Here is a 24549-nt window from a genome sequence, read left to right as displayed (position 1 = left end):
CAGGGTGCGCGGGACGTGGTCGTCAGACCCTCGCGTGCCGGGGCCGTTCGTCCGCCTCCGGCCTCGGGGAGGCGCCCACCGGAGTGCTGGGCCGCGGGGCCGGGGCGGGCTCGTCGTGGGCGAGGTCCGGGAGCCACCCCAGCCACTTCGGCAGGTACCAGTTGCGCTCGCCCAGCAGCGACATCACGGCCGGGAGCAGCACCCCGCGGATGACGGTGGCGTCGATGAGGACCGCGGCCGCGAGGCCCACGCCCATCTGCTTCATGGACTGCATCGACAGCGTTCCGAAGATGGAGAAGACCGCGACCATGATGACGGCGGCGCTGGTGACCACGCCCGCCGTCGTCACCACGCCGTGCACCACCGCGTCCTTGGTGGTGCGGCCGGCCAGCCGCGCCTCGCGGATCCGGGAGACCACGAACACGTGGTAGTCCATGCTCAGCCCGAACAGGATCACGAAGAGGAACAGCGGCAGCCAGGACACGATCGCGCCCACGCCCTCCGCCCCGACCAGCCCCGCGCCCCAGCCGTGCTGGAAGACCGCGGTGAGGATGCCGTACGCGGCGCCCACCGACAGCAGGTTGAGCACGATGGAGGTCACGGCGATGGTGAGCGACCGGAAGGACATCAGCATCAGCAGGAAGGCGAAGACCACCACGAAGGCGAAGACCGGGGTGACGGCCGAGCCGAGCTTGTCGTTGAAGTCCTTGGAGGAGGCGGTCGAGCCGCCGATCGGGGCGTCCACGCCGTCCACCGCGCCGAGCGTCGCCGGGCGCACCTCGTTCCGCAGCACGTCCAGGCTCTTCTCGGCCTTGCCCTCGTCCGAGCCGCCGATCAGCGGGACCTCCACCACGGCCACGTTCTGCTTGTGGTGGACGGTCACCTCGACCGGGCCCTTGGAGGCGCCCTTCGCCACGGCCTCGGTACGGAAGCGGGCGAGGGCGTCGCGCACCGGCGCCGCGTCGATGTCGTCCGCCTTCACCACGACCCTGGCCGGGTCGGAGCCGCCCGGGAACGCCTCGTCGATGTGGTTGTACGCGTTCACGACCGGCAGCCGGTCGCCGAACTCCTGGTCCATGGTGAGGTTCGCGGTGTTCATCCCCACCGCGGGGAGGGCCAGCGCGATCAGCGCGCCACCGGCCAGGGCCAGCGACAGCTTGGGGCGGCGCAGCACCGGGCGGAGGACGGCGCGCCAGATCCGGCTCTCGGTGCCGCCGCGCCGCTTGGCGCGGCCCAGGAGCGGCACCCGGCCCTTCTCCACCCGCTCGCCGAGCAGCGAGAGCAGCGCGGGCAGCACCGTCACCGAGCCGACCATCGCCACCGCGACCACCATCAGCGTGGCGAGCCCCATCGCCTTGAACTCCGCGATACCGGTGAAGAGCATGCCCGCCATCGCCACGATCACCGTGACGCCGGAGACCAGGATGGCGCGGCCGGAGGTGGCCGCCGCCACCCGCAGCGCGGTCTGCGCGTCCCGTCCCGCGGCGCGCTCCTCGCGCTCCCGGCGCAGGTAGAACAGGCAGTAGTCGACGCCGACGGCGAGCCCCACCAGCAGCATCACGGAGTTGGCGGTGTCGCTCATGTGCACCCAGTGGCTGACCATCGCCACCAGACCGGTGGTGGCCAGGAACGCGGTCATCGCGAGCACCACCGGCAGCAGCGCGGCCACCAGAGCGCCGAAGACGATCAGCAGGATGCCGAGCGCCACCGGCAGCGCGGAGTACTCGGCCTGGGTGAAGTCGTCGCCGAACGCGTCGTCGAACGCCTTCTGACCGCTGGCGTCGCCGAACTCCTCGATCCGCAGGTCCTGGTGGCCGTCCCCAGCCTTGTCCACCGCGTCCAGGACCGGCTGGATGTGGTCGGCCGCCTTCTCCGCCTCGCCGCGCATCTCGAACTGCACCAGCGCGGAGCGCCGGTCCGCGGAGATGGTCTTCGTCTCGTACGGGGAGCGGAGGGCGGTCACCTGGCCGGTGTCGCGCACGCCGGCCAGCACCGCGTCGACCGCCTTGCGGAAGGCCGGGTCGTTCGCGGTGAGCCCGCCGCCCTTCGCCTGGATCAGTACGGTTTCCCCGGCCGCGTCGTCGATGCCCGCCTCGTCGAGAATCTTCGAGACGCGCCCGGACTCGCCCGGAACCTGCTCGCTCTCCGTCACATCGACCCGGCCCGTCATCGAGCCGACGGCCAGGGCGAGGATGACCAGCAGCACCCAGCTCCCGACCGCCGCCCATCGGTGACGGGCGCTCCAACTGCCCGCGCGGGCGGCTATCCCGCGCGGCCTCTCCAAGCGGCCTGTGTCCGCCACGACATCCCCTTATGCCCTGGTGGCGGACCGTCCCGCCACTCGCCCACGACGCTAGGCCGTGGCGTCCGGCCGACCCATCCTGCTGACCGGTGAACCGTCCGGTGGTTCCCTCCAACCGCAGAAGGGGGGACAGCCCTACCCTCCCTGATGCGGGCCCCTTACACGCAAAAGGCGCTGATGTCCTGGTCGAAGTGGGCCCGGTGCGCAGAACGTTGCCTATGTCACACATGGGTGGGGATCTTGAATTGACCCGTACTCATCAGTCAGGGTTTTGTCAGAACCGGAGTGGCCCCAACACACGCCGGATCTGCCGCACTTGAGGGATCGGACGCGATCCGGGGTGCGGATTCCCCCCACAACCGCACGAGGAGGAACCCTCGTCATGGCAGTTCACAAGCAGCGCAACGCGCGTCGACTCGGTCTGGCCATAGCCGCCGCGACCGCCGTCACCGCCGGTGTCTTCGTGGCCGTTCCGGCCGGCGCCACCACCGCCCAGCCCGCCGAGGGCACCGTCTACGGCACCCAGTCGAAGAACGCCGTGGACGGCAGCTACATCGTCATGCTCAAGGGCGGCAAGAGCATCAAGGCCGCCTCGGAGGGCAAGGACCTCGCCGAGCAGTACGGTGGCAAGCTGCGCCGCAGCTACGACTCCGCCATCAACGGCTTCTCGGCAGGCGGGCTGTCCGACACCGAGGCCAAGCGGCTGGCCGCCGACCCGTCGGTCGCCAAGGTGGTCCAGAACCACCGCTACACCATCAAGGGCACCCAGGAGAACCCGCCGTCGTGGGGCCTGGACCGGATCGACCAGGAAGACACCCAGGGCGACAAGAAGTACACCTACCCCGACAGCGCGGGTGAGGGTGTCACCGCGTACGTCATCGACACCGGTGTCCGCACCAGCCACAAGGACTTCGGCGGCCGCGCCACCTCCGGCTTCGACGCGGTCGACAACGACGACAGCGCCGACGACGGCAACGGCCACGGCACCCACGTGGCCGGCACCATCGCCGGTGCCGAGCACGGCGTCGCCAAGAAGGCCAAGGTCGTCGCGGTGCGCGTGCTGGACGACCAGGGCTCCGGCACCACCGAGCAGGTCGTCGCGGGCATCGACTGGGTCACCGAGAACCACGAGGGCCCGTCGGTCGCCAACATGAGCCTGGGCGGCACCCCCGACGAGGCCCTCGACGCGGCCGTGCAGAAGGCCATCGACTCCGGTGTCACCTTCGGCGTGGCGGCGGGCAACGAGTCGGCCGACGCCAGCCAGAGCTCTCCCGCCCGGGTGAAGGACGCGATCACGGTCGCCTCCAGCACCGACCAGGACGAGCAGTCCGACTTCTCCAACTACGGCGACGTGGTGGACATCTACGCCCCCGGCTCGGACATCACCTCCGACTGGAACACCGGCGACGACGCCACCAACACCATCTCCGGCACCTCGATGGCCACCCCGCACGTGGTGGGCGCCGCCGCCGTCTACCTCAGCGGCCACCAGGACGCCAAGCCGGCCGACGTGTCGAAGGCCCTCACGGACGGCGCCACGGCCGACAAGATCTCCAACCCGGGCGACGGCACGCCGAACAAGCTGCTGAAGGTCGTCGAGTAAGCCCAAGCAAGCCTCACCCGAGGCTCATGCAGGTGAAGTGATCACCCCAGGGGCGCAACCGGCCGGCCGGTTGCGCCCCTGGGCGTTGCTGGACGCAGTTCGGGTTCTGCCTTCTGACGAGGTGACCGAGGTGCCGGGACCCGGCGTCAGCCTTCCAACTCGCGGCGCACGGCGTCGAGATCCAGGTCGACGGTGAATTCTCCAGCGACGTCGACGGAAGCCTTGCCGGTAACCGTGGCCACCTCGCGGTAGGTGTCCCCGTCCAGTGCGTGCACCACCACGCACAGATCCGGTTTCATCTCGACTCGCCAATAGGCGGGCACCTTCGCCTGAGCGTAGAGGGCGGGCTTGAGGATGCGGTCGGCCGCTCGGTTGAAGGGCGAGACGATCTCCCCCAGAAGTACGGCCGCGTCGAGAGGCGCGGCCAGTGTGCCGCGTGGGACGGCGGCACGGTCGACAACCGCGATGTCGGGGATGAACAGTCTGGATTCCCCCGTGACGTTCACCGCCTCGCCCGAGCGGAACGGTGCACCGGACCGAGCCAGGGCGATCTTGATCTGGCTGTGCAATGCGGATGACACGGTCTGGTGGTCCCAGTCGGGAGCAGGGGACATCATGAGGACACCGTCCACGAGTTCAAAGCGGGCGCGTGCCGGATGCTCCGGGAGTGCAAGGACGTCCTCGACCGACCAGGGGCCTTCGTGATCGTCGACTCGCGTCTCAGCGACGCTCATGATCGCCACCACCGCTTCCTCGTGTTCCTTGGCTCCAGCATGGCACGCAGCTCTGACGACTGCCGACGCTTCCAGCCCGAGCCGTGAGGTGGCGGCCAGAACGGGTGAATATCACCCACAGGAGTGAGACGAACACTCAGCGATGGCGAGCGTGTCCCGCTACGGGAGCACCTGGACCGTGTCGCCCACCGCGCGTTCGCCCGTCGCGTCGGAGGTGACGTTGGCGAGACGGCCGTTCACGGCCATGGCGGTGGAGCCGCCGCCGTCCAGGTTGAGGGCTTGGACGGCGCCCAGGGAGCGCATGAAGCGGGCGGCCTCCTCCAGCGTGAAGCCCTCGCTCACGCCGGGCTGCCGACCGTCCACCGTGGCCAGGATCAGCCGCCCCTTCGCGTCGAGCCCGGCCATCGTGCGGGGCTGCCGGACGTTCGACCAGGCGTAGCCGAAGGAGAGGTTCTCCGGGTCGAGGGTGCCCTCGGTGGCGACGTCGATGGCGATGCGGCCGTCCTTCACCAGGGTGGGGGCGGCGCTGACGACGCTGTCGTCGGAGTCGAGCCGGACCCGGCGGCCGGTGGTGTCCCGGACGACCTCCTCCAGCGCGATCCGCTCGCCCTGCCGGGCGTGGGCCGTCAGCCAGTCGGACGCGGCGCCGATGCCCTGGAGCACGGAGCCCCCGGCCGGGACCGTACCGCCGCGCGGGCCGGTGGAGACCACACGCCCGTCGGCGTCGAGCACCACCTGGGTCCCGGGTCCGGTGGGCAGCGGTGCGCGGAACCTCGGGGTGAACTTCACCAGGTCGTCGGCCTCGGAGCAGGTCAGGTCCTGCCGGGGCAGCTCGGTCGGAGTGGCCCCGGGGCGGCCGCAGTTGCGCACCTTGCCGGGCACCCGGTTGATGCCCTGCACCGCGTACGTGGACGAGCCCGCCCGCGCCGTGACCGTGCTGGTCAGGTCGGCGATCCGGGCGTGCCGACCGCCGTCCGCGAGGATCAGCGCGGCCCGCGAACCGGCGGCCATCGACTCCAACTCGCCTTTGTACGCGGCGATTCCGGCCATCGTGCCCTGGACGCCGTCGGCGTCGGAGGTGACGAAGAAACCACCGTTGACGGCGACCAGGGAGTGGCGCTTCGCGGCGACCGAAGAGGTCGTCTCGCGGTCCGCGACGCTGATGTCGTGCGTGGCCGCCACCGTGCCGGTGAACCGGGCCGGGTCGATCACGGCAACGTGCACGCTCTCCCGGTCCGCGGGCCGCTGCCCGTCGTAGCCGGTCCACTCCGCCACCGCCGTGAACCCGGCCGCGGCGACCTTCTCGCGTGCGCCCTGCGCCTCGTCGGAGGTGCCGTACGATCCCACCCGCACCCGCCACCCCATGGTGCCGCGCGGGGTGTCCGCGTACGCGGGCCAGCCCACCCGCTCGACCCGCGGCTCGAACCCGGCGTCGCGCAGCCGCCCCGCCGTGGCGTCCGCCCAGGCCCGGTCGCCCAGCGGCGCGGAACCGGGCCCCTGCACGGTGACCGTCCAGCTCGGCTTCGCGTCCGCGTCCCGGAGCACCCCGGCCCGCACCTGCACCCCCGGGGCCACCGCCTCGGTCGTCCAGGATCCGGTGTCCGGTGCCGCCTGCGCCGGGGGCTGGATGACCGCCAGTACGACGGCGGCCCCCAGCGCAGCCCCCATCCGGGTGCCCAGGTTCCGGCGAACGGTGCTCTCTTCGTTGCGCATGCCCGGCAGTCCAGCGCCGCCGTGGGGCCGTGCCGACACGCAAGGAGGGCGGCCCGCGGAACGTACGGTGAACGGCCGGGGAGAGGGGCCGAGGGCCACACCGCCCCTCGTGGCTACCGCCCCAGGTGGTCCAGTGCCCCTGCCTTGGCGGCGCGTATGAAGGTTCCGAGTCTGCCGGGTGTGGTGGTGAGGGTGTCGGCGGGGGTGTCGCTTTCCCGAATCCGTATCTCACCGCCCGCCGCAGCGAGTTCAACGCAGTCGTTGGTCTCGCCGGGCCCGGAGAACGACGACTTCCGCCATGTCATCGGCTTTTCCATGATCCTGCCCTTCACAATTGCCGCATGATGGTGTGGATGAAGTCCTGAGATTTTTCCGCCGACAAGGAGAAGGCCAGGGCCTTGTCGAGAAATACGCGATACCGCGCGAGCTGCGACTCCGCATCCAGCAGGATGGGGCCGTGCGGCACATCGATGTGTACGGTGTCCAGCCTCGGCACTGAGCCGTAGGCGTAGAGCACGGGCGTCCCGGCGCCGCCGAATCCTTCCGCGTCGAACGGAACAACTCGTACGGTGACCCCGGGGCGCTCGCCTTGTTCAAGCATGAAGGCAAGTTGTTGTCGTGCGACCTCCCGGTCGGCGACGAGTGTCCGCAGAGCAGCCTCATGAACGACTGCCTCATACGGGGGAGGCGAACCGCTGTCGAGGACCTCCCGCCGTCGCATACGGAACGCGACCAGCGCGTCCAATTGGCGTGTTGACGGCTGGGGAACCCCGTAGGTCATGAGAGCACGCGTGTAGTTCTCCACCTGGAGGAGCCCAGGGATGTAGACACCTTGGAAGGTGCGCAGACGGCGAGATCGATGCTCCAGTTCGGCGAGATCCAGGGCCGCGTGTGCCAGGATTCCCCGGTACTCCTCCCACCATCCCTTGTCACGTTCCGCGACCATGGCGGCCAACTCGTCGATCAGTGCGTGGTCGAGGCAGGCGTAATGCGTCGCCATTCCACGCAGTCGTTCCTCGCTGACGCCCGTCCGTCCCGCCTCCACGTGGCTCATCTGGGCGGATGTCGTTCCGACCCGCTCGGCTGCTTCTCGGGCGGTCAAGCCCGCCGCTTCGCGCATCTTGCGCAGTTCGATGCCCAACCGCACTTGGCGTGCCGTGGGTTGGCTTCTCACCGCCATGCCCGCCGCCTCCGAACTCTCGACAATCCGACAGGCGTTCGTTCTGTAGCTCTGTCGGCCCCCAATGCTCGCCACAAAGTTGTGGCGACCACAACTTTGTGGCGTACTTTACGTGACGCGCTCATCACGCAGCGGTGAGCGGTAGCCGAAGCTTACTGCGCCCGTGGAGGCCCAGATGGAGACACCGCACTCCCCAGAACCCTTCGACAAGGAACTCTGCGACCTCGTCCTCGCCGTCGCGCCCAGGATCTTCGCCGTCGTCCAGGAGTGCGAGGTGCGGCCCGGCCTGAAGGACGGGTGCGTCGCGGCGTGGGGGGTGGCCTTCCATGAGGGTCCCGTCCACGTGATCACGGCCGACGGCACCGGCCAGATGGTTCTCAACTCGCCGGAGCGGGCGCTTCGATGGTTCACACGAGGCGGTGATGAGGACGGCGTGACGGCGAGGCTGGTGTGGCTCAGCCGGTCGGGAGGCGCCACTTTCGACCACGCCGAGGCGGCTTGAGCGCCCTGGTCATGGTCTATGGGCGACTGCACGGATCGATAGGCTGCGGAGAGTTACCCGCTCCGGTCCGTAGCAGGAGGCAAGCATGTACGTGACCGACTTGGAGCTGTCCGGCGTCCGAGGGTTTCACGGTCACCGGGCGGCCCGATTGCGATTCCCGCGACGTGAGGATGGCAGTTACGCGGGCTGGACCGTGCTTGCCGGGCGTAACGGCTCGGGCAAGACAACGGTGTTGCAGGCCCTCGCGTTGGTGCTGCAAGGTCCGGCTGTCACCCACGCGTTGTTCAAGGACGCCGGGGACTGGGTGACGCGAGGGGCGCGCAAGGCGGTCGTCGAGGCGACGGTGGTCGGGCCGGAGCACGTGGACGCCCGGTGGGTCAGCGACGACGATTCCCTTGCGGAGCCGTTCCCGGAGATGGGAAGTGTCCGGCTGGTCTGGGACCGGGTGACAAACCGCGGTGAGAGCAGCGTCCATCTGCGACGCCCGAGAACGACGAAGGCGTTCCAGCTCCAACGCACGGCTGAATCCGGGCCCTGGCGGGAAACCCCGGAAGGATGGCTGTGCGTGGGATACGGCCCGTACCGTCGCCTCGACGGTGGGGCTTCCGCGCGGTCCGCGGCCGGTTCCGAGCGCGCGGCGCGACTGGCCTCGCTGTTCGAAGCGGATGTATGTCTGGCCGAGGGCGTCAGCTGGTTGGTGGATCAGCATCTCAGAAGCCTGGAAGGCCGTCGCGGCGCGCGTGAACTCGTCGGCGCGGTGAAACTGCTGCTCGCGGACGGACTGCTGCCGGACGACCACGAGGTGAAGCAAGTGGACTCCGACGGACTGTGGGTGAACACACCTCGCGGTGTGCTGGCGCTGAGCGGGATGAGTGATGGCTACCGCTCCGTGACCGCACTCGTTGTGGACCTGGTGCAGCATCTGCACAGCGCTTACGGAGAACTCCGGATCGAGGACCGTGACGGACACCCCGTCATCGCCCTGCCTGGTGTCGTGCTCATAGACGAGGTCGACGCGCATCTGCATGTCAGCTGGCAGAAGCGAATCGGTCCGTGGCTGAAGCAGCACTTCCCGGAGATCCAGTTCATCGTCACCACTCACAGTCCGTACATCTGCCAGTCCGCCGACCTAGGTGGGCTGATCCGGCTGTCCGGTCCAACCGAGGAACGACCGCCTGAGGTGGTCGACGACGAGCTGTACCAGCGGGTGGTCTATGGCAGTGGCGACGACGCGGTGCTTTCGGACCTCTTCGGAGTGGATTCGCCGTACTCCGATCGTGCGGACGAACTGCGGCGACGGCTGGCGGCCATGGAATTCCGGGTGCTGGATGGCCAGGCGAGCGAGGCGGAATTGGCCGAGTACCGCCGACTGAGCACCCAGTTGAACAGCTCTCTGTCGGCGCGGGTGAGTGAAGTGGCCGCTCATCTGGGGCGTGAGGAATGATTCGATTAGAACGGCCACCGCTCGACGATCAGACGGTGAAACTGCTCGTGCGAGCGCATGAGCGCCTACCGGATGCGGGCCTCACGGAAGCTGTCGCCCGGAAAGCCTGGAAGGCGGCCGGCGGCACCCGCGAACGCGTAGCCATGGCCCTCCGCGCTATGGCCAGCGGGATCGAGCGTTGTATGTACTGCTCGGAGAGTCTCGGCACGGCCATCGATCACTTCGAGCCTCTGAACCACGCTCCTCGCCGGGTGTTCGACTGGTACAACCACCTCCTCGCATGCTCCTTCTGCAACTCGCACGCCAAGGGCGGCACCTTCCCCAAGGGCACCGCCACCGGGGAACCACTGCTCATCGACCCCACGGCGGAAGAACCGGCACATCATCTCCGGTTGTCCCTCACCAGCGGTGAGTACCACTGCCTGACCCCGAGGGGCTGCGCCACCATCGATGTCTTTCAGCTCAACCGGGGGCCGTTGCGCAAAGGCCGACTGGACGCTGTCGGTCAGTGCCTCGACACCCTGGCGGGCTGCGCCGCCCTCCTGGCGGCGGACGACACGGCCGGTGCACGGAAGCGCATGCTGAGACTGCGACGGCAGCCCCTTGCGGATGTTCTGCAAGAGCTTCGGCGCATCGCGGACCGGCCCTCGGCAGCCGTGGTCCTCGGGGACGAGGCTGCCCTCGAGGCCCTGCGCGCCTTGTACGGACAGCCGGTAGCCAAGCAGGTGTTCATCCCTCAGCAGACTTCGCGGCACCAGCCGGACTGCCGGTTCTGGAAGACCGCCCCGTCCTAGGCGCTGAGCAGCACCGGGGGTGCCGTGCGGGCCTCGTCGTAGCGCGCCAGCAGCAGGCGGGCCAGCTCCGGGGCGGGGCCCAGGACGGGGGCCAGGAGGTCGGCGCCGGCGGCTTCGGCGCCGCTCGCGATGCGGTCGGGGAGGCGGCCGGGGGCGATGACGTAGGGGGCCACGGCCACCCGGGCGACGCCCTCCGCGCGCAGGGCGCGGACGGCGTCCTCGGTGCGGGGAAGAGAGGCGGAGGCGAACGCGGGTCGCACGGCGCACCATCCGGTGTGCCGCCACTCCCGCGCGATTTCAGCGATCACCGCGATCGCCTCCGGGTCGGTGGACCCCGCCGAGGCCAGGACGACCCCGGTCGAGGAGCGGTCGGCGGGGCGCAGCCCCGCCTCGTGCAGGCGGCGTTCCAGGGCGTCCACCAGCAGCGGGGACGGGCCCAGGACCTCGGCCTGGCGGACGGAGAGGCGGGGATGGCGGGCCGTGGCCTCGCGCAGCACCGCCGGGATGTCGGTCTTCGCGTGGAAGGCGCGGGTCAGCAGCAGCGGGAGAGCGATCACCTCGGTGGCGTCCTCCGCGGCGAGCCGGGCCAGCACCTGCGGTACGCGCGGCGCGTTGAACTCCAGGAACGCCGCCTCCACCCGCAGCCCCGGCCGCAGCGACCGCACCCGCGCGCGCAGCGCGTCGACGGTCGCCGCGTGGCGGGGGTCGCGGCTGCCGTGGGCGATGATCAGCAGGGTCGGGGCAGACATGGCGATGGCTTTCCGTGGCCTTCCGTTCGGTGGTCTTCGTTCAGAGCGGGTTTCGTTCAGCGTGGGTTTCGTTCAGCCGGAGTGGTTTCGTTCAGCGGGTTCGGTCCGGTCAGCGCGTGCTCGCCAGCAGGCCGCGGCTGCGCAGCACCCGGCGCTCGATCGGGGCGAAGATCAGCAGCTCGATGGCGATGCCGACGACGAGGATCAGGAGGATGCCGAGGAGCACCCCCGCCATATCGGAGTTGTTGCGCTGGTTCTCCAGGTACTGGCCAAGACCCAGGCCCAGGTCCGGGGACTTGGCGATGATCTCCGCGGCCATCAGCGAGCGCCAGGAGAAGGCCCAGCCCTGCTTGAGCCCGGCGACGTAACCCGGCAGCGCGGCGGGCAGCAGGATGTGCCGGGCGCTGACCAGGCCGCGGGCGCCGAGGGTGCGTCCGGCGCGGAGGAACAGCGGGGGCACCTGGTCGATGCCGGCCACCAGCCCGTTGGCGATGGAGGGGACCGCGCCCAGCAGGATGACGGTGTACATCATCTGGTCGTTCAGGCCCAGCCAGATCACCGCGGGCGGCACCCAGGCGACCGACGGCAGCGACTGGAGCCCGGACAGGATCGGGCCGAGCCCGGCGCGGATGAACTTCACCCGCGCGACGACCAGACCCAGCGGGGTCGCGATCGCCAGCGCGATGAGGAAGCCGAACAGACCGCGCGAGACGCTGGTCCAGATGATGTCGAGCAGCTCGCCCTGGAGCCACAGCTGGCGCAGCGAGTCCCAGACCAGCCCCGGGTCGGGGAGCTTGTAGTCGGGGGTGATCTTCGCGACGACGAGCACCTTCCACAGGGCCAGTACGAAGGCGACGGCCACGATGGGCGGCAGCACCTTCTGGACCAGCACCTCGGCCGGTGAGACGCGCTTGGTCTGCACGGCGTCCAGGGCGTCCAGACCGGCCTCCAGGCCCGCCAGGTCCTGTCCCGGACCCGCCTGGCCCGTGGACTTCTCCACGGACTTCTCTATGGACGTCCCGATGGGCTGCTTCCCGCCGTTCCCGCCGTCGGCTTCCTCGACCGCGGTGCCGCGGGTGGTCTTACTGCTGGCCATGGCGGCGGATCTCCCCACGCAGTTCTTCGGTGATCTCGACGGACAGGTCGGCGACGGCCGCGTCCTCGATGCGGCGCGGCTGCGGAATGTCCACCGTCCACTCGCGGACGACCCGCCCCGGCCGGGAGGACAGCAGCACCACGCGCTCGGCCAGCCGGACGGCCTCGCGGACGTTGTGGGTCACGAACAGCACCGAGACACCGGTCTCGCTCCAGATCCGGGTCAGCTCCTCGTGCAGCACATCGCGGGTGATGGCGTCGAGCGCGGCGAACGGCTCGTCCATCAGCAGCACGCTGGAGTCCTGTGCCAGCGCGCGGGCCAGCGCCACGCGCTGCCGCATCCCGCCGGAGAGCTCGTGCACCCGCTTGCCGTAGGCGCCGCTGAGCCGCACCAGTTCCAGCAGCCGCTCGGCCCGCGGCCTGCGGTCGGCGCGCGGCACCCCGCGCAGCCGCAGCGCCAGCTCGATGTTCTTCCCCGCGGTCAGCCACGGGAACAGGGCGTGCTCCTGGAACATCAGGGCCGGCCGGCCGCCGGGGACCTCGATGGCCCCCGAGGTCGGCTTGTCCAGGTCGGCGATCAGATTGAGCAGCGTGGACTTACCGCAGCCGGAAGCCCCCAGGATGCAGACGAACTCCCCGGGCCGCACCTGGAGGTTGATGTCCTCGAGCACGGGCTGGGCCGCCCCGGGGCGGCCGAAGGCCTTGTGGACATGGTTGATCGAGACGGATCCGGTGGCGTCGGCGGGGCCGGGGGAGCCCGCCGTCGCGGTGCTCGCCCGGTCGTCCTTCTCGGTGGTCAGTGCCGGGGACATCCGGTCACCTCCTGATGAATGCGTACATGCGTGTACATGAGTACGGTGCGTGCGTACGGGACGGACGGGCGGCTACTGGCTGCCGAGGCCCGCGGCCGAGACCGCCGGCTTGCCCTCGGCCTTCAGGACCTTGTTCAGCGGGCCCAGGTCGTAGATCCCCTTGAGATCGGGCTTCTCCAGAAGCCCCGCCTGGACCGCGTGGTCGGCCTCGGTGTTCAGCGTCGAGGCCAGGGGGTCGTCGGTGACCTGGATGGACTTCCACGCCGGGTCGATCACCTCGGCGGGCAGCGGCTTGCCGGTCTCCTCCTTGAGCGCCGCGTTGGCCGCGTTCTTCGCCTGCTCGGGGTTGGCCTTGATGTAGGCGTTGGTCTTCACCGAGCCGCGCAGCACGGCCTCGACGACCTTCGGGTGCTCCTCGAGGAACGACTGCTTCACGATCAGGTTGGTGATGACGAACTTCTTGTCCGGCCACAGCGAGGACTCGTCCAGCAGCACCTTGCCACCGTCGGCGACCAGCTTGGACGCGGTCGGCTCGGGCACCCACGCGCCGTCGATGGCGCCGGACTTGTACGCGTCGGGCGTCACCTTGTTGTCGCTGCGGACCACCGACACATCGCCCTTGCCGCTCTGGGCGTCGACCTGCCAGCCCTTGCTCTTGATCCAGTTGAGGAACGCCACGTCCTGGGTATTGCCCAGCTGCGGGGTGGCGATCTTCTTGCCCTTGACGTCGTCGAGCGTCTTGATCTTCTTCGGGTTGACCACGAGCTTGACACCGCCCGAGACCGAACCCGAGATGATCTTGAGGTTGGAGCCGTGCGACTTCACATAGCCGTTGATGGACGGCGACGGGCCGATCCAGCCCATGTCGATGGAGCCCGCGTTGAGCGCCTCGATCTCCGAAGGACCGGCGTTGAAGACGTACGGCGCGACCTTCGTGCCCTTGAGCTCCTGCTGGATCGGGCCGCCCTTGCGCAGCCCCACCAGCGCGGTGGCATGGGTGAGGTTGGCGAAGTAGCCGACCTTCACCTTGTCCAGACCGTCGACCTTCGCACCGCCGGCCGCGGGGACCGCTGACGACCCCGAGTCGTCGGACTTCTTCTGCGAGCCGTAGCCGCAGGCGCCCAGCGCGCCCATCAGCAGGGGGAGGGTGGCCGCCGCCGCCAGGATCCGGGTGGTGCGGCGGGGCTTGGCTGGTCGCGGAGTTTTGAGGCGGACGGCAGACGACACGGGGGTGTTCCTCTCGACGGGCCGGGGCGGCGTCAGAGGACGCCCGGCAGTTCAGACGGCTTTCGGCGGCGGTGCTGGTGGACGGGGGCGGACTGCGGCATCAGCGCACACATCGTCCGACCCCGCCCTGCCCGCTGCCGAGCGCCCCGCTGCCCACGCGGCCGCCCTCCTTGGCGAATGTCGAGAACACCTCACCGGCCATCGTCAGAAGTCCCATCCCTCGTCGTCCCGCGCGGCCTCGGCGCCCTTGGCCGGTGCCGCGAAGGAGTCGCCCGCCATTCCGGCGGTGAGCGTGGTGCCGTCGGCCGGGTCGACCAGCAGGAAGGAACCGGTGCGGCGCGAGGCGTCGTACGCGTCCAGCGCCAGCGGCTCGGAGGTACGCAGCACGATCCGGCCGATGTCATTGGCGGCCAGCTCGCCCGGCGCCGGGTGGTGCGACAGATCGGCCAGCGTCAGCCGGGACGGGATGTCCTTGATGATCGCCTTCACCGTGCGGGTGGTGTGCTTGAGCAGCACCCGGTCGCCCACGCGCAGCGGACGGTCGTGCAGATGGCAGACGGTGGCCTCGACGTCCCTGGTGGTCTCGGGCGCGTGGTCGCTCGGCGCGAGCAGATCCCCGCGCGAGATGTCCAGGTCGTCGGCGAGGGTGAGGGTCACCGACTGCGGGGCCCACGCCACGTCCACCATGGTGCCCAGCGCGTCGATCCCGGTGATGGTGGACGTCCGGCCGGACGGCAGCACGGTGACGGCGTCGCCGACGCGCAGCACACCGGAGGCGATCTGGCCCGCGTAGCCCCGGTAGTCGGGGTGCTCGGCGGTCTGCGGACGGATCACGTACTGCACCGGGAAGCGCGCCGGGTCCTGGGACGGGTCGGTGCCCACCGGCACGGTCTCCAGGTGCTCCAGCACGGTCGGGCCGCCGTACCAGTCCATGTTCGCCGACGCGGTCACCACATTGTCCCCGGCCAGCGCCGAGATCGGGATGGCGGTGATCTCCGGGACGCCCAGCGAGGCCGCGTAGGTGGTGAACTCCTCGGCGATGGCCGCGAAGACCGGCTCCGCGTAGTCCACCAGGTCCATCTTGTTGACGGCGAGGACCACATGCGGGACCCGCAGCAGGGCGGCGACCGCGGCATGCCGCCGGGTCTGCTCCACCACGCCGTTGCGCGCGTCCACCAGGACGACCGCGAGCTCGGCGGTGGAGGCGCCGGTGACCATGTTGCGGGTGTACTGCACATGGCCGGGGGTGTCGGCGAGGATGAACCGCCGCTTGGGCGTGGCGAAGTAGCGGTAGGCGACATCGATGGTGATGCCCTGCTCCCGCTCCGCCCGCAGCCCGTCCGTCAGCAGCGCCAGGTCCGGCGCCTCCTGGCCACGGCTGCGCGAGGCGTGCTCCACGGCCTCCAGCTGGTCGGCCAGCACCGACTTGGAGTCGTGCAGCAGCCGCCCGACCAGCGTGGACTTGCCGTCGTCCACCGAACCCGCGGTGGCGAACCGCAGCTGCGAGGTGGCCGCGGACCGCTCCACGGCGGCCGCCGCGGCCTGCTCCTCGGACGTCAGATTGCTCGTCATCGTTAGAAGTACCCCTCGCGCTTGCGGTCCTCCATCGCGGCCTCCGACAGCTTGTCGTCGGCGCGGGTCGCACCCCGCTCGGTCAGCCGGGAGGCGGCTATCTCGTCGATGACCTGCTCGATGGCCACCGCGTCCGACTCCACGGCACCGGTGCAGGACATGTCGCCCACGGTGCGGTAGCGCACCATGCGCCGCTCGACGGTCTCGCCGTCCTTCGGACCGCCCCACTCACCGGGCGCCAGCCACATGCCGCCGCGCCGGAAGACCTCGCGCTCGTGCGCGTAGTAGATCCGCGGCAGGTCGATCTTCTCCCGGGCGATGTACTGCCACACGTCCAGCTCGGTCCAGTTGGACAGCGGGAAGACCCGGACGTGCTCACCGGGGGAGTGGCGGCCGTTGTAGAGCTGCCACAGCTCGGGGCGCTGCCGCCGGGGGTCCCAGCCGCCGAACTCGTCCCGCAGGGAGAACACCCGCTCCTTGGCGCGGGCCTTCTCCTCGTCCCGGCGGCCACCGCCGAAGACCGCGTCGAAGCGGTTCTTCTCGATGGCGTCCAGCAGCGGCACGGTCTGGAGCGGATTGCGGGTGCCGTCCGGGCGCTCGCGCAGCCGGCCGTCGTCGATGAACTCCTGGACCGAGGCCACGTGCAGCCGCAGCCCGTGCCGGGCGACGGTGGCGTCCCGATAGGCGATGACCTCGGGGAAGTTGTGCCCGGTGTCCACGTGGAGCAGCGAGAACGGAACCGTCGCCGGGGCGAACGCCTTGAGCGCGAGATGCAGCATCACGATGGAGTCCTTGCCGCCGGAGAACAGGATCACCGGCCGCTCGAACTCGCCCGCCACCTCGCGGAAGATGTGCACCGCCTCGGACTCCAACGCGTCCAGGTGCGCGAGCGCGTACAGGCCCGCGCCCTCGTCCGCGTTGATCGCCGTCACGGTCGTCATGCCGCGCCCCTTTCGTTCGCTCGGCTGCGGTAGTAGCTTCCCGTCATATCGGCCGATTCGCTGTGGGTACGCCGCCCCGGTGCGGGGAGCGCCATCGCCCGTGACGCGGTGGCCGCGCGTGGGTGGCTCACAGCAGTCCCCTTTCACTCAACAGCAACCGCACCTCGGCCGCCGACTCCTGCACGCTGTTCCTGTGGGTTTCGATGCGCAGATCCGGGTCGGCAGGGGCCTCGTAGGGGTCGTCCACACCGGTCAGACCCGAAAGCTCGCCCGCCGCCTGCTTCGCGTACAGCCCCTTGACGTCCCGCTCGGAGCACACCTCGACGGGCGTGGCCACGTGGACCTCCAGATACGGGGTGCCCTCGCGCTGGTGGCGCTTGCGCACCGCCTCGCGGCTGTCCGCGTACGGCGCGATGACCGGCACCAGCACCGTGACCCCGTGGGAGGCCAGCAGCTCGGCCACGAAGCCGATCCGCTGGACGTTGGTGTGCCGGTCCTCGCGGGAGAAGCCGAGGCCCGAGGAGAGGAACTCGCGGATCTCGTCCCCGTCGAGCACCTCCGCCCGGCGGCCCTCGCCGCGCAGCCGCTCGGCCAGCGCATAGGCGATCGTGGTCTTTCCCGCGCTCGGCAGACCGGTCAGCCACACCGTGGCACCGGTGGTCGTGGGGGCGCTCATCTCGTTCTCCTGGTCGACAGCCATCAGCCGTGCAGCCCGCATTCGGTCTTGTTGCTACCCGCCCAGCGGCCGGACCGGTTGTCCTCGCCCTCCAGAACCCGACGGGTGCAGGGCGCGCAGCCTATCGACGGATAGCCGTCCATCAGCAGGGGGTTGGTCAGCACGCCGTGCTCGGCGACATAGGCCTCGACATCCGCCTGCGTCCAGCGGGCGATCGGGGAGATCTTCACCTTGCGGCGCCGGGCGTCCCAGCCAACGACCGGGGTGTTGGCGCGCGTTGGCGATTCGTCCCGGCGCAGTCCCGTGGCCCAGGCGTCGTACTCCCGCAACCCCTCCTCGAGCGGCCGCACCTTCCGCAGGGCGCAGCACAGATCGGGGTCGCGGTCGTGCAGCCGGGGGCCGTACTCGGCGTCCTGCTCGGCCACCGTCTGGCGCGGGGTCAGGGTGATGACATTGACGTCCATCACGGCCGCCACCGCGTCACGGGTGCCGATGGTCTCGGGGAAGTGGTAGCCGGTGTCGAGGAAGACCACATCGACACCGGGGAAGACGCGGGAGGCGAGGTGTGCCACCACCGCGTCCTCCATCGAGGAGGTGACGCAGAAACGCGATCCGAAGGTGTCCGCCGCCCAGCGCAGGATGTCCAGCGCCGGGGCGTCCTCGAGCTCGTGGCCCGCCTTCTCGGCGAGTCCTTCGAGATCGGTGTCCTCAAGCCGGGTCGTCATATCGCCGTGCCCCCTTCATCGATCGGGTCGCGCCGCAGGCCCTTGGCCAGCAGCCCGAGGAACGACAGGCGGAACGCGCGGTTGCAGGACGCGCATTCCCACGCGCCGTGGCCCTCCTCCGAGGGACGCAGATCCTCGTCCCCGCAGTAGGGGCAGTAGAACGGCGCGGCACGCTCGGTCATGTGAGGGCCTCCTCCTCGGCCCGCGCGGCCCAGGTGGCGAAGCGCTCGCCGTCCTCGCGCTCCTCCTGGAAGCGGCGCAGCAGCCGCTCCACATAGTCCGGGAGCTCGGCGGCGGTGACCTTCAGCCCGCGCACCTTGCGGCCGAAGCCCGGCTCCAGGCCCAGGGCGCCGCCCAGGTGCACCTGGTAGCCCTCGACCTGCTGGCCGTCGTCGTCCATGACCAGCTGGCCCTTGAGACCGATGTCCGCCACCTGGATACGGGCGCAGGCGTTCGGGCAGCCGTTGAGGTTGATGGTGATCGGCTCGTTGAACTCGGGCAGCCGGCGCTCCAGTTCATCGATGAGCCAGGAGCCGCGCGCCTTGGTCTCGACGATGGCCAGCTTGCAGAACTCGATACCGGTGCAGGCCATCGTGCCGCGCCGGAACGGGGACGGCTTGACCTGGAGGTCCAGCGCCTCCAGCCCGGCGACCAGCGACTCCACCTGGTCCTCGGTCACATCGAGCACGATCATCTTCTGCTCGACGGTGGTGGTCAGCCGCCCGGAGCCATGGGCCTCGGCCAGGTCGGCGATCTTGGTGAGGGTGGCGCCGTCCACCCGGCCGACGCGCGGTGCGAAGCCCACGTAGTAGCGGCCGTCCCGCTGGCGGTGGACGCCGATGTGGTCACGCCACTGCTGGACGGGCTGCTCGGGCGCCGGGCCGTCGGACAGCGGGCGCCCCAGGTACTCGTCCTCCAGCACCTGGCGGAACTTTTCCGGGCCCCAGTCGGCGACCAGGAACTTCAGCCGGGCGCGGTTGCGCAGCCGCCGGTAGCCGTAGTCGCGGAAGATCGAGGTGACCCCGGCCCAGACCTCCGGGACCTCCTCCAGCGGGACCCAGGCGCCGAGCCGGACGCCGATCTTGGGGTTGGTGGAAAGCCCGCCGCCGACCCACAGGTCGAAGCCGGGGCCGTGCTCGGGGTGGCGGACGCCGACGAACGCGACGTCGTTGATCTCGTGCACCACGTCGAGCACCGGCGAGCCGGAGACCGCGGTCTTGAACTTCCGCGGCAGGTTGGAGAACTCCTTGCTGCCGATGTAGCGCTGGTGGATCTCCTCGATGGCGGGGGTGCCGTCGATGATCTCGTCCTCGGCGATCCCCGCCACCGGCGAGCCGATGATCACACGCGGGGTGTCACCGCACGCCTCGGTGGTGGACAGCCCGACGGCCTCCAGCCGCTTCCAGATCTCGGGCACGTCCTCGATCCGGATCCAGTGGTACTGGATGTTCTGCCGGTCGGTGATGTCGGCGGTGCCGCGGGCGAACTCCTCCGAGATCTCGCCGACGACCCGCAGCTGCTCGGTGGTCAGCCGGCCGCCGTCCACCCGGACGCGCATCATGAAGTGCTCGTCGTCCAGCTCCTCCGGCTCCAGGATCGCGGTCTTGCCGCCGTCGATCCCGGGCTTGCGCTGGGTGTACAGACCCCACCAGCGCATCCGGCCGCGCAGATCGGCGCCGTCGATGGAGTCGAAGCCTCGGTGGGCGTAGATCGTCTCAATGCGTGTCCGCACATTGAGACCGTCATCGTCCTTCTTGGTCTGCTCGTTGCCGTTGAGGGGGGTGAAGTGCCCCGCGGCCCACTGGCCTTCGCCGCGGTGGCGTCCGGCCTTGCGGCGGGGCGTAGCGCTTGCGCGTTCCGGGGTGGCAGCCATGGCGGTGTGTGTCCTTCTGAGCGGCTCAGGTGCGGCGGGTCGTACGAGCGCGCACCGTCTGACCTGCGCATGCGCAGGCGGGCAGGGTGTACGGCGGTGACCGGTGCGACATGCGGCGGGGAGTGTCGAGACGTGCGCGCTCGCCCACGTCGTCGGGGGCGTGCGGAAGATGTGGTGGTGCTGCCCGGGGCCTTCGTGACGGCCCTGTCGAAGTGCGGGTCAGCCCGCCGGACAGATCGCGCTGGACATGCGGCCGAGGTCGACGTGGCGTCGACTCACCAAGGCAATTCCAGCTCGAGACATGAGGGAAGCGTCGCATGGTGGTCTCTGACGAGTCCACCTTAATCCACTATGCGGACGAATCTGTCTCGAGATTCAAGACGTTGTGGTGTTGGTCACTCCTCGTCCGACGTCTTGACGTCGAACACCCGGAAGCCCCGGCGGCGGTAGTTGTCCAGCGCGTACGGCCCGTCCTTGCTACAGGTGTGCAGCCACACCCGCTTGGTCGGCACCCGGCCCGGCCAGCGGTCGGCCATGTCCCAGGCGCGGGAGGTCCCCCAGGTCAGCAGATGCCCGCCGATGCGGCGGCCCCGGAAGGCGGGCAGCAGGCCGAAGTACACGATCTCCACCACGCCCTCGTCCTGGCCCTCCAGCTCGATGTACCCGGCCGGGGTCCCGCGCTCGTACGCCACCCAGGTCTCCACGCCGGGCCGGTGCAGATGCTCCTCCCACGCCTCCCGCGACCACACCAGCCGGTCGGTCCACGACACATCGGAGCCCACCGCCGTGAACAGGAAGTGGCTGAACTCGGGGCTCGGCACCTCGGCCCGGGCAATCCGCACCCCCGCCGTGGCGGGCGGCTCCTGCGCCGGGCTGAGATCGGAGGGAGCGGTCTGCTCCAGGTGCCAGGTGGTCACGGTGGTAGTCACGGTGGACAGATAACCATGGACGCCGTTGACTCGCCTTGACGGGTATCGCTCAAGCGGGGAGGGCGGGGTCGGGGTGTCCGGGAACGGGGCCAACGGGGACATGGAGGAGTTCGCGGAGCTGTTGCGCGAGCTCAAGGGGAGGACGAACCGCAGCTACGCGGCGCTGGCGGCGCGCAGCGGGGTGAGCGCGTCGGCGCTGCACCGCTACTGCTCGGGGGCGAGCGTGCCCGGCGACTACGACGTGCTCGCGCGGTTCGGCAAGGTGTGCGGGGCCAGCGGTGAGGAGCTGCTGGAGCTGCATCGGCGGTGGGTGCTGGCGGATGCGGAGCGCAAACGGGCCGGGTCGCGGGCGCCGGCCGCGGTGTCGGCGGGCCGGGCCGGGGCTGCCGGGGCTGTCACGGAGGGTGTCTCACGGGTTGAGACGGCGGGTGGGCCGGATGCCGAGACGGGGGCGGGGCCGGGGCCCGGCGTGGCCACGGAACCGGAGCCCCTGCGCACTGCTCAGGACCCGGACCCGGACCTGGACCCGGACCTGAACCCGGGCCCGGACCCGGACCCAGCCCCGGAGCCCGGCTCCGCCGTGTCGCCGCCGCGTCTCCGGCCACTGCTCGCCGTGCTCGCCCTGGCCGTTTTCGCCGCCGCCGGGGTAGCCGCCGCGCTGTTAGGGAAGGCGTTGACGTCATCGGGCGGGTCGAACGGGCCGGGCGGGTCATCGGGCGACCGGCTGCTGCTGTCCTCCCGCTGTCCGGTCGTGGTGAGCATGGGGCAGTCGGACGCGTGTGTGCACGAACTCCAGTCGCTGCTCGCCCGCGCGGGCGGCAGGCTCGACGTCGACGGGGCGTTCGGGCCGGTCACCCAGATGCGTGTCGTGGTGTTCCAGCTCCGCAGTGGGCTGACGCCCGACGGATCGGTGGACGAGCGGACCAAGCGGGCGCTGTACGAGAACGAGGGCAAGCCGCTCGACAGCTGGACACCGGACCGGGTCACCCGGCGCATCCGCGAGGTCTTCACCGAGGACCCCGAGCGCGCGGTCGGCATCGCGGACTGCGCCTCGTACCTCGATCCCCTCTATACGCTGCCCAACTCCAACGCCACCCGGAACTGGGGCGTCTTCCAGCTGTACGACGGCACGCTGCGCAAGCTGGGCGGCACCCGGGAGCAGGCGCTGGACCCGGACTGGAACATCCGCGCGGCCCATCGGCTGTGGGCGCTCACCCATGACTTCAGCGCCTGGAGGGCCTGTGACCGCGCCTACCGCGCCGGATCGAAGGGCTGATCACCGCATGCCGCGCCGCTCGGCATCCCGCCCGGCATCCCACCGGGCGTCCCAGCCCCCGCCGTCCCCGCAGCTCAAGGACGGTTTCCGATCCCGCTGTCCCGATTTCCCCGGTGAGTCGCCCGCCCGACCCGGAGGGCTGGGATCGTGCTGCCGCCGTCCTCGACGGTCCACGGATCCGCAGACGAAGGAGACGAAGACGACCATGGCTGTGACCAGCACCCGGATCAGACTCGGCGCCCTGCTCGGTGGCGCGGTCCTCGCCGCCACCGGCGTGTCCACCGCCCAGAGCGCGGCTGCCGCCCCCAGCGCCCCCGTGGCCGCCGACGCGCCCTCCGCCGCCGCGGTGACCAAGCTCAGCCACTCCGACGCGGCGAACCGGCTGCGCGGCGCCGGGATCTCCTGGACGTCCAGCGGGGGCTGCTCGGACCGCAACAACCCCACCTGTACCTCGTTCGAGCAGATCAACCTGACCACCGTCCAGGGTGCCATCACCCTGAAGGGGGCCACCGGCTGCGCGCTCACCATCACCGGTGGCACGGAGACCGGGCACGCCTCCGGTACGTACAGCCACTGGAACGGCTACAAGCTGGACTTCAGCCCCACCAGCTGCCTCAGCAACTACATCACCGGCACCTTCACCAACATCGGCCCGCGCCCCGGTGACGGCGCCCAGCAGTACAAGTCCGGCTCGGGCAACGTCTACGCCCGCGAGAGCAACCACTGGGACGTGACCTACTACAACTGCGGAGGCTGCTGACCCCGCGGCCCCAGCGCTCCCACCGACCGTCCGGCCGGCTGCAACGCGGCGCAACCTTTGCGCTTCGCTGTACCCGGCACGGACAGTGGGCCCGGCGGGCGGAGGGTGGTGCCGAGTCGGCGCGGCATCCCCTCCGCCAATGCCTGTGCGGCGGCTTTTTGCGTCGATTCGGCCTGGTCACCGGATGAGCGGTGGTGAAAGCGCCGGATACGGTGAGAAGGTGCAGCCAGCAGAAGAAACATCGAAGCCGTCCGGCCGGCTCCGCAAGGCCCGCGCCCTGTACCGCAATGTGTCCAAGCGCAGGATGGCCTGGCTGCTGCTGAAGGACACGATCAATTCCTGTATGGAGTACCGGGTCACCGGGCTCGCCGCCGAAGCGGCCTTCTTCACCCTGCTGTCGCTGCCGCCCCTGCTGCTCGCCCTGATCGGACTGCTCGGCTACTTCGACGCCTGGACCAGCACCGACACGGTGGCCACCATCCGGCAGAACATCCTCGACGCCTCCGCGACCGTACTGTCCGACCGGGGCGTCAAGGAGATCGCCCGGCCGCTGCTGGACGATGTGATCAAGGGCGGCCGTCCCGATGTGATCTCGCTGGGCTTCGCCATCGCGCTGTGGTCCGGCTCCCGCGCGGTGAACGTGTTCGTGGACACCATCACGATCATGTACGGGCTGGAGGGGAAGCGCGGGATCGTCAGGACCCGTCTGCTGTCCTTCCTGCTCTATCTGGTGGCGCTCGTGATCGGGGCGGTGGCGCTGCCGCTGATGGTGATCGGGCCGGAGGCGGTGGTGGACCTGCTGCCGTCCAGCGGGGATCTCGTACCGGTCCTGTACTGGCCGGTGGTGATCCTGCTCTCCATCGCCTTCCTCACCACGCTCTACCACGTGTCCGTACCGGTGCGCTCGCCGTGGCCGGAGGACATCCCGGGGGCGCTGGTGGCCCTCGCGATATGGGTGCTGGGCAGCTTTCTGCTGCGGATCTACCTGGTGCATACGGTCGAGGGCCCGACGATCTACGGCTCGCTGGCCGCCCCCGTCGCGGTGCTGCTGTGGATCGGGGTGTCCGCCTTCGCCGTGCTGGTCGGGGCGGCGGTCAACGCCGCGATCGACCGGGTCTGGCCCTCGGTGGCCACGGCCGCCGGACGTGCGGAGCGCGCCGCCCGGGCCCGGGAGGAGACGGCCCGGCTGCGGGCGAAGGATCAGCGCACGGCGGACGACGGCGCGGCGGAGATCACCCCGCCGTCGGAGTTCCCCGAGCGCTGGGCCCAGTTCCTGCCGCACGGCGACATACGCTCCCGGCTGCACACGAAGCGCGAGGCGGGCGAGAAGCCGGGGGAGAAGCCGGGGGAGAAGGCCACCGGGAAGGCAGGGAAGGCCGGGGAACCCGCCGGTCGGCCCGCCGATCAGCCCTCGGGCCCGGCACGGCCCCCGGAGACGGCACGGCCCTCGGGTCCGGCTCAGCCCTCGGGGAAGGCGGCCGGGGAGCCCCGGACGCCCCGGCAGGGTCCGAGGCGTCCGGAGGTACGGTCCGCGGCGGACGGCGCGGACGACACCGCGGCGGACGACGACCACCCGGTGCGCTGACCGCGCGCTGACCGCGCGCTGACCTCGCCGCGCCCGCCCGCCGCGGGCGCCGCGAGG

24 protein-coding genes are annotated in these 24549 nt (G+C 70.4%); 7 read left to right on the top strand and 17 right to left on the bottom strand.

What is annotated here, in order from left to right:
- Nucleotides 1-22: 22 nt before the first annotated feature.
- The gene (locus ABD329_RS26270) at nucleotides 23-2302 is read right to left on the bottom strand and encodes an MMPL family transporter (protein ID WP_198278248.1); all 2280 of its coding nucleotides are present in this window, start codon (nucleotides 2300-2302) and stop codon (nucleotides 23-25) included.
- A gap of 382 nt (nucleotides 2303-2684) precedes the next feature.
- Between ABD329_RS26270 and ABD329_RS26265 the strand changes: the two genes are divergently transcribed.
- Nucleotides 2685-3905, top strand: coding sequence for a S8 family peptidase (locus ABD329_RS26265; RefSeq protein ID WP_198278249.1), 1221 nt, complete (start codon nucleotides 2685-2687; stop codon nucleotides 3903-3905).
- A gap of 146 nt (nucleotides 3906-4051) precedes the next feature.
- On the opposite strand, the gene ABD329_RS26260 is transcribed toward ABD329_RS26265, so the two are convergent.
- The 4 genes from ABD329_RS26260 to ABD329_RS26245 all read right to left on the bottom strand — a co-directional run bounded on the left by ABD329_RS26260 (nucleotide 4052) and on the right by ABD329_RS26245 (nucleotide 7532).
- On the bottom strand, nucleotides 4052-4639 hold the full coding sequence (locus ABD329_RS26260) for a Uma2 family endonuclease (RefSeq protein ID WP_246618604.1): 588 nt from the start codon (nucleotides 4637-4639) through the stop codon (nucleotides 4052-4054).
- Nucleotides 4640-4798: 159 nt separating this feature from the next.
- Entirely contained in the window at nucleotides 4799-6352 is a 1554-nt protein-coding gene (locus ABD329_RS26255; RefSeq protein ID WP_198278251.1) for a phosphodiester glycosidase family protein, read from the bottom strand.
- Nucleotides 6353-6465: 113 nt separating this feature from the next.
- Nucleotides 6466-6657 (bottom strand): DUF397 domain-containing protein, encoded by a 192-nt coding sequence (locus tag ABD329_RS26250; RefSeq protein ID WP_306420135.1) that lies wholly within the window; start codon nucleotides 6655-6657, stop codon nucleotides 6466-6468.
- Nucleotides 6658-6680: 23 nt separating this feature from the next.
- Nucleotides 6681-7532, bottom strand: a complete 852-nt coding sequence (locus ABD329_RS26245) for a helix-turn-helix domain-containing protein (RefSeq protein WP_198278253.1) — start codon at nucleotides 7530-7532, stop codon at nucleotides 6681-6683.
- A 175-nt stretch (nucleotides 7533-7707) separates the two neighbouring features.
- Between ABD329_RS26245 and ABD329_RS26240 the strand changes: the two genes are divergently transcribed.
- The 3 genes from ABD329_RS26240 to ABD329_RS26230 all read left to right on the top strand — a co-directional run bounded on the left by ABD329_RS26240 (nucleotide 7708) and on the right by ABD329_RS26230 (nucleotide 10272).
- Nucleotides 7708-8034, top strand: a complete 327-nt coding sequence (locus ABD329_RS26240) for a hypothetical protein (protein WP_198278254.1) — start codon at nucleotides 7708-7710, stop codon at nucleotides 8032-8034.
- An 85-nt stretch (nucleotides 8035-8119) separates the two neighbouring features.
- Nucleotides 8120-9478 carry an AAA family ATPase gene (locus tag ABD329_RS26235; protein ID WP_198278255.1) on the top strand — a complete coding sequence of 453 codons (1359 nt, stop codon included), beginning with the start codon at nucleotides 8120-8122 and terminating at the stop codon, nucleotides 9476-9478.
- 182 nt (nucleotides 9479-9660) lie between these two features.
- Complete coding sequence (locus tag ABD329_RS26230) at nucleotides 9661-10272, top strand: HNH endonuclease family protein (RefSeq protein ID WP_198278256.1); 612 nt, start codon at nucleotides 9661-9663, stop codon at nucleotides 10270-10272.
- Here the strand turns inward: ABD329_RS26230 and ABD329_RS26225 are convergent.
- From ABD329_RS26225 to ABD329_RS26170, 12 genes are all read right to left on the bottom strand, one after another.
- A complete protein-coding gene (locus ABD329_RS26225) occupies nucleotides 10269-11021 on the bottom strand; it encodes a sirohydrochlorin chelatase (protein ID WP_344316987.1) in 753 nt (250 codons plus the stop codon). The two genes, ABD329_RS26230 and ABD329_RS26225, sit on opposite strands and share 4 nt — an antisense overlap.
- A gap of 109 nt (nucleotides 11022-11130) precedes the next feature.
- Nucleotides 11131-12117, bottom strand: coding sequence for an ABC transporter permease (locus ABD329_RS26220; RefSeq protein ID WP_246618777.1), 987 nt, complete (start codon nucleotides 12115-12117; stop codon nucleotides 11131-11133).
- Complete coding sequence (locus ABD329_RS26215; RefSeq protein WP_198279465.1) at nucleotides 12104-12928, bottom strand: ABC transporter ATP-binding protein; 825 nt, start codon at nucleotides 12926-12928, stop codon at nucleotides 12104-12106. Before ABD329_RS26215 ends, ABD329_RS26220 begins: the two co-directional genes overlap by 14 nt.
- A gap of 72 nt (nucleotides 12929-13000) precedes the next feature.
- On the bottom strand, nucleotides 13001-14062 hold the full coding sequence (locus ABD329_RS26210) for an ABC transporter substrate-binding protein (protein ID WP_246618778.1): 1062 nt from the start codon (nucleotides 14060-14062) through the stop codon (nucleotides 13001-13003).
- Nucleotides 14063-14359: 297 nt separating this feature from the next.
- On the bottom strand, nucleotides 14360-15727 hold the full coding sequence (locus ABD329_RS26205) for a sulfate adenylyltransferase subunit 1 (protein WP_198279467.1): 1368 nt from the start codon (nucleotides 15725-15727) through the stop codon (nucleotides 14360-14362).
- A gap of 2 nt (nucleotides 15728-15729) precedes the next feature.
- On the bottom strand, nucleotides 15730-16668 hold the full coding sequence (cysD, locus tag ABD329_RS26200) for a sulfate adenylyltransferase subunit CysD (RefSeq protein WP_198279468.1): 939 nt from the start codon (nucleotides 16666-16668) through the stop codon (nucleotides 15730-15732).
- 127 nt (nucleotides 16669-16795) lie between these two features.
- Nucleotides 16796-17386, bottom strand: a complete 591-nt coding sequence (gene cysC / locus ABD329_RS26195) for an adenylyl-sulfate kinase (RefSeq protein ID WP_198279469.1) — start codon at nucleotides 17384-17386, stop codon at nucleotides 16796-16798.
- Nucleotides 17368-18069 (bottom strand): phosphoadenylyl-sulfate reductase, encoded by a 702-nt coding sequence (locus tag ABD329_RS26190; protein WP_198279470.1) that lies wholly within the window; start codon nucleotides 18067-18069, stop codon nucleotides 17368-17370. The genes cysC and ABD329_RS26190 overlap by 19 nt, the downstream gene beginning before the upstream one ends.
- Nucleotides 18066-18251: a hypothetical protein gene (locus ABD329_RS26185; RefSeq protein ID WP_020867772.1), complete on the bottom strand. Its 186-nt coding sequence runs from the start codon at nucleotides 18249-18251 to the stop codon at nucleotides 18066-18068. The genes ABD329_RS26190 and ABD329_RS26185 overlap by 4 nt, the downstream gene beginning before the upstream one ends.
- On the bottom strand, nucleotides 18248-19942 hold the full coding sequence (locus ABD329_RS26180; RefSeq protein WP_198279471.1) for a nitrite/sulfite reductase: 1695 nt from the start codon (nucleotides 19940-19942) through the stop codon (nucleotides 18248-18250). Before ABD329_RS26180 ends, ABD329_RS26185 begins: the two co-directional genes overlap by 4 nt.
- Before the next feature lie 219 nt (nucleotides 19943-20161).
- Nucleotides 20162-20245 (bottom strand): putative leader peptide, encoded by an 84-nt coding sequence (locus ABD329_RS26175; protein ID WP_309471194.1) that lies wholly within the window; start codon nucleotides 20243-20245, stop codon nucleotides 20162-20164.
- 92 nt (nucleotides 20246-20337) lie between these two features.
- Complete coding sequence (locus tag ABD329_RS26170) at nucleotides 20338-20871, bottom strand: GNAT family N-acetyltransferase (RefSeq protein ID WP_198279472.1); 534 nt, start codon at nucleotides 20869-20871, stop codon at nucleotides 20338-20340.
- A 73-nt stretch (nucleotides 20872-20944) separates the two neighbouring features.
- Between ABD329_RS26170 and ABD329_RS26165 the strand changes: the two genes are divergently transcribed.
- The 3 genes from ABD329_RS26165 (at nucleotide 20945) to ABD329_RS26155 (ending at nucleotide 24492) form a co-directional block, all read left to right on the top strand.
- Nucleotides 20945-22147, top strand: coding sequence for a helix-turn-helix domain-containing protein (locus ABD329_RS26165; protein ID WP_344316984.1), 1203 nt, complete (start codon nucleotides 20945-20947; stop codon nucleotides 22145-22147).
- 205 nt (nucleotides 22148-22352) lie between these two features.
- Nucleotides 22353-22907 (top strand): hypothetical protein, encoded by a 555-nt coding sequence (locus tag ABD329_RS26160; protein ID WP_138917019.1) that lies wholly within the window; start codon nucleotides 22353-22355, stop codon nucleotides 22905-22907.
- A 220-nt stretch (nucleotides 22908-23127) separates the two neighbouring features.
- The gene (locus ABD329_RS26155) at nucleotides 23128-24492 is read left to right on the top strand and encodes a YihY/virulence factor BrkB family protein (protein ID WP_309142809.1); all 1365 of its coding nucleotides are present in this window, start codon (nucleotides 23128-23130) and stop codon (nucleotides 24490-24492) included.
- Nucleotides 24493-24549 lie beyond the last annotated feature (57 nt).

It is taken from the genome of Streptomyces javensis (assembly GCF_039525925.1).
Lineage (GTDB): Bacteria > Actinomycetota > Actinomycetes > Streptomycetales > Streptomycetaceae > Streptomyces > Streptomyces asiaticus.
The sequence above is the reverse complement of the archived record's forward strand: the minus strand, read 5'-3'. Positions and strand labels throughout refer to the sequence as shown.

What these genes read in the sequence shown, in the direction of transcription:
- ABD329_RS26265 (WP_198278249.1), top strand. Translation starts at nt 2,685, where the DNA reads ATGGCAGTTCACAAGCAGCGCAACGCGCGTCGACTCGGTCTGGCCATA.
- ABD329_RS26260 (WP_246618604.1), bottom strand. Translation starts at nt 4,639, where the DNA reads ATGAGCGTCGCTGAGACGCGAGTCGACGATCACGAAGGCCCCTGGTCG.
- ABD329_RS26255 (WP_198278251.1), bottom strand. Translation starts at nt 6,352, where the DNA reads ATGCGCAACGAAGAGAGCACCGTTCGCCGGAACCTGGGCACCCGGATG.
- ABD329_RS26250 (WP_306420135.1), bottom strand. Translation starts at nt 6,657, where the DNA reads ATGACATGGCGGAAGTCGTCGTTCTCCGGGCCCGGCGAGACCAACGAC.
- ABD329_RS26245 (WP_198278253.1), bottom strand. Translation starts at nt 7,532, where the DNA reads ATGGCGGTGAGAAGCCAACCCACGGCACGCCAAGTGCGGTTGGGCATC.
- ABD329_RS26240 (WP_198278254.1), top strand. Translation starts at nt 7,708, where the DNA reads ATGGAGACACCGCACTCCCCAGAACCCTTCGACAAGGAACTCTGCGAC.
- ABD329_RS26235 (WP_198278255.1), top strand. Translation starts at nt 8,120, where the DNA reads ATGTACGTGACCGACTTGGAGCTGTCCGGCGTCCGAGGGTTTCACGGT.
- ABD329_RS26230 (WP_198278256.1), top strand. Translation starts at nt 9,661, where the DNA reads ATGTACTGCTCGGAGAGTCTCGGCACGGCCATCGATCACTTCGAGCCT.
- ABD329_RS26225 (WP_344316987.1), bottom strand. Translation starts at nt 11,021, where the DNA reads ATGTCTGCCCCGACCCTGCTGATCATCGCCCACGGCAGCCGCGACCCC.
- ABD329_RS26220 (WP_246618777.1), bottom strand. Translation starts at nt 12,117, where the DNA reads ATGGCCAGCAGTAAGACCACCCGCGGCACCGCGGTCGAGGAAGCCGAC.
- ABD329_RS26215 (WP_198279465.1), bottom strand. Translation starts at nt 12,928, where the DNA reads ATGTCCCCGGCACTGACCACCGAGAAGGACGACCGGGCGAGCACCGCG.
- ABD329_RS26210 (WP_246618778.1), bottom strand. Translation starts at nt 14,062, where the DNA reads ATGGGCGCGCTGGGCGCCTGCGGCTACGGCTCGCAGAAGAAGTCCGAC.
- ABD329_RS26205 (WP_198279467.1), bottom strand. Translation starts at nt 15,727, where the DNA reads ATGACGAGCAATCTGACGTCCGAGGAGCAGGCCGCGGCGGCCGCCGTG.
- cysD (WP_198279468.1), bottom strand. Translation starts at nt 16,668, where the DNA reads ATGACGACCGTGACGGCGATCAACGCGGACGAGGGCGCGGGCCTGTAC.
- cysC (WP_198279469.1), bottom strand. Translation starts at nt 17,386, where the DNA reads ATGCGGGCTGCACGGCTGATGGCTGTCGACCAGGAGAACGAGATGAGC.
- ABD329_RS26190 (WP_198279470.1), bottom strand. Translation starts at nt 18,069, where the DNA reads ATGACGACCCGGCTTGAGGACACCGATCTCGAAGGACTCGCCGAGAAG.
- ABD329_RS26185 (WP_020867772.1), bottom strand. Translation starts at nt 18,251, where the DNA reads ATGACCGAGCGTGCCGCGCCGTTCTACTGCCCCTACTGCGGGGACGAG.
- ABD329_RS26180 (WP_198279471.1), bottom strand. Translation starts at nt 19,942, where the DNA reads ATGGCTGCCACCCCGGAACGCGCAAGCGCTACGCCCCGCCGCAAGGCC.
- ABD329_RS26175 (WP_309471194.1), bottom strand. Translation starts at nt 20,245, where the DNA reads ATGTCTCGAGCTGGAATTGCCTTGGTGAGTCGACGCCACGTCGACCTC.
- ABD329_RS26160 (WP_138917019.1), top strand. Translation starts at nt 22,353, where the DNA reads ATGGCTGTGACCAGCACCCGGATCAGACTCGGCGCCCTGCTCGGTGGC.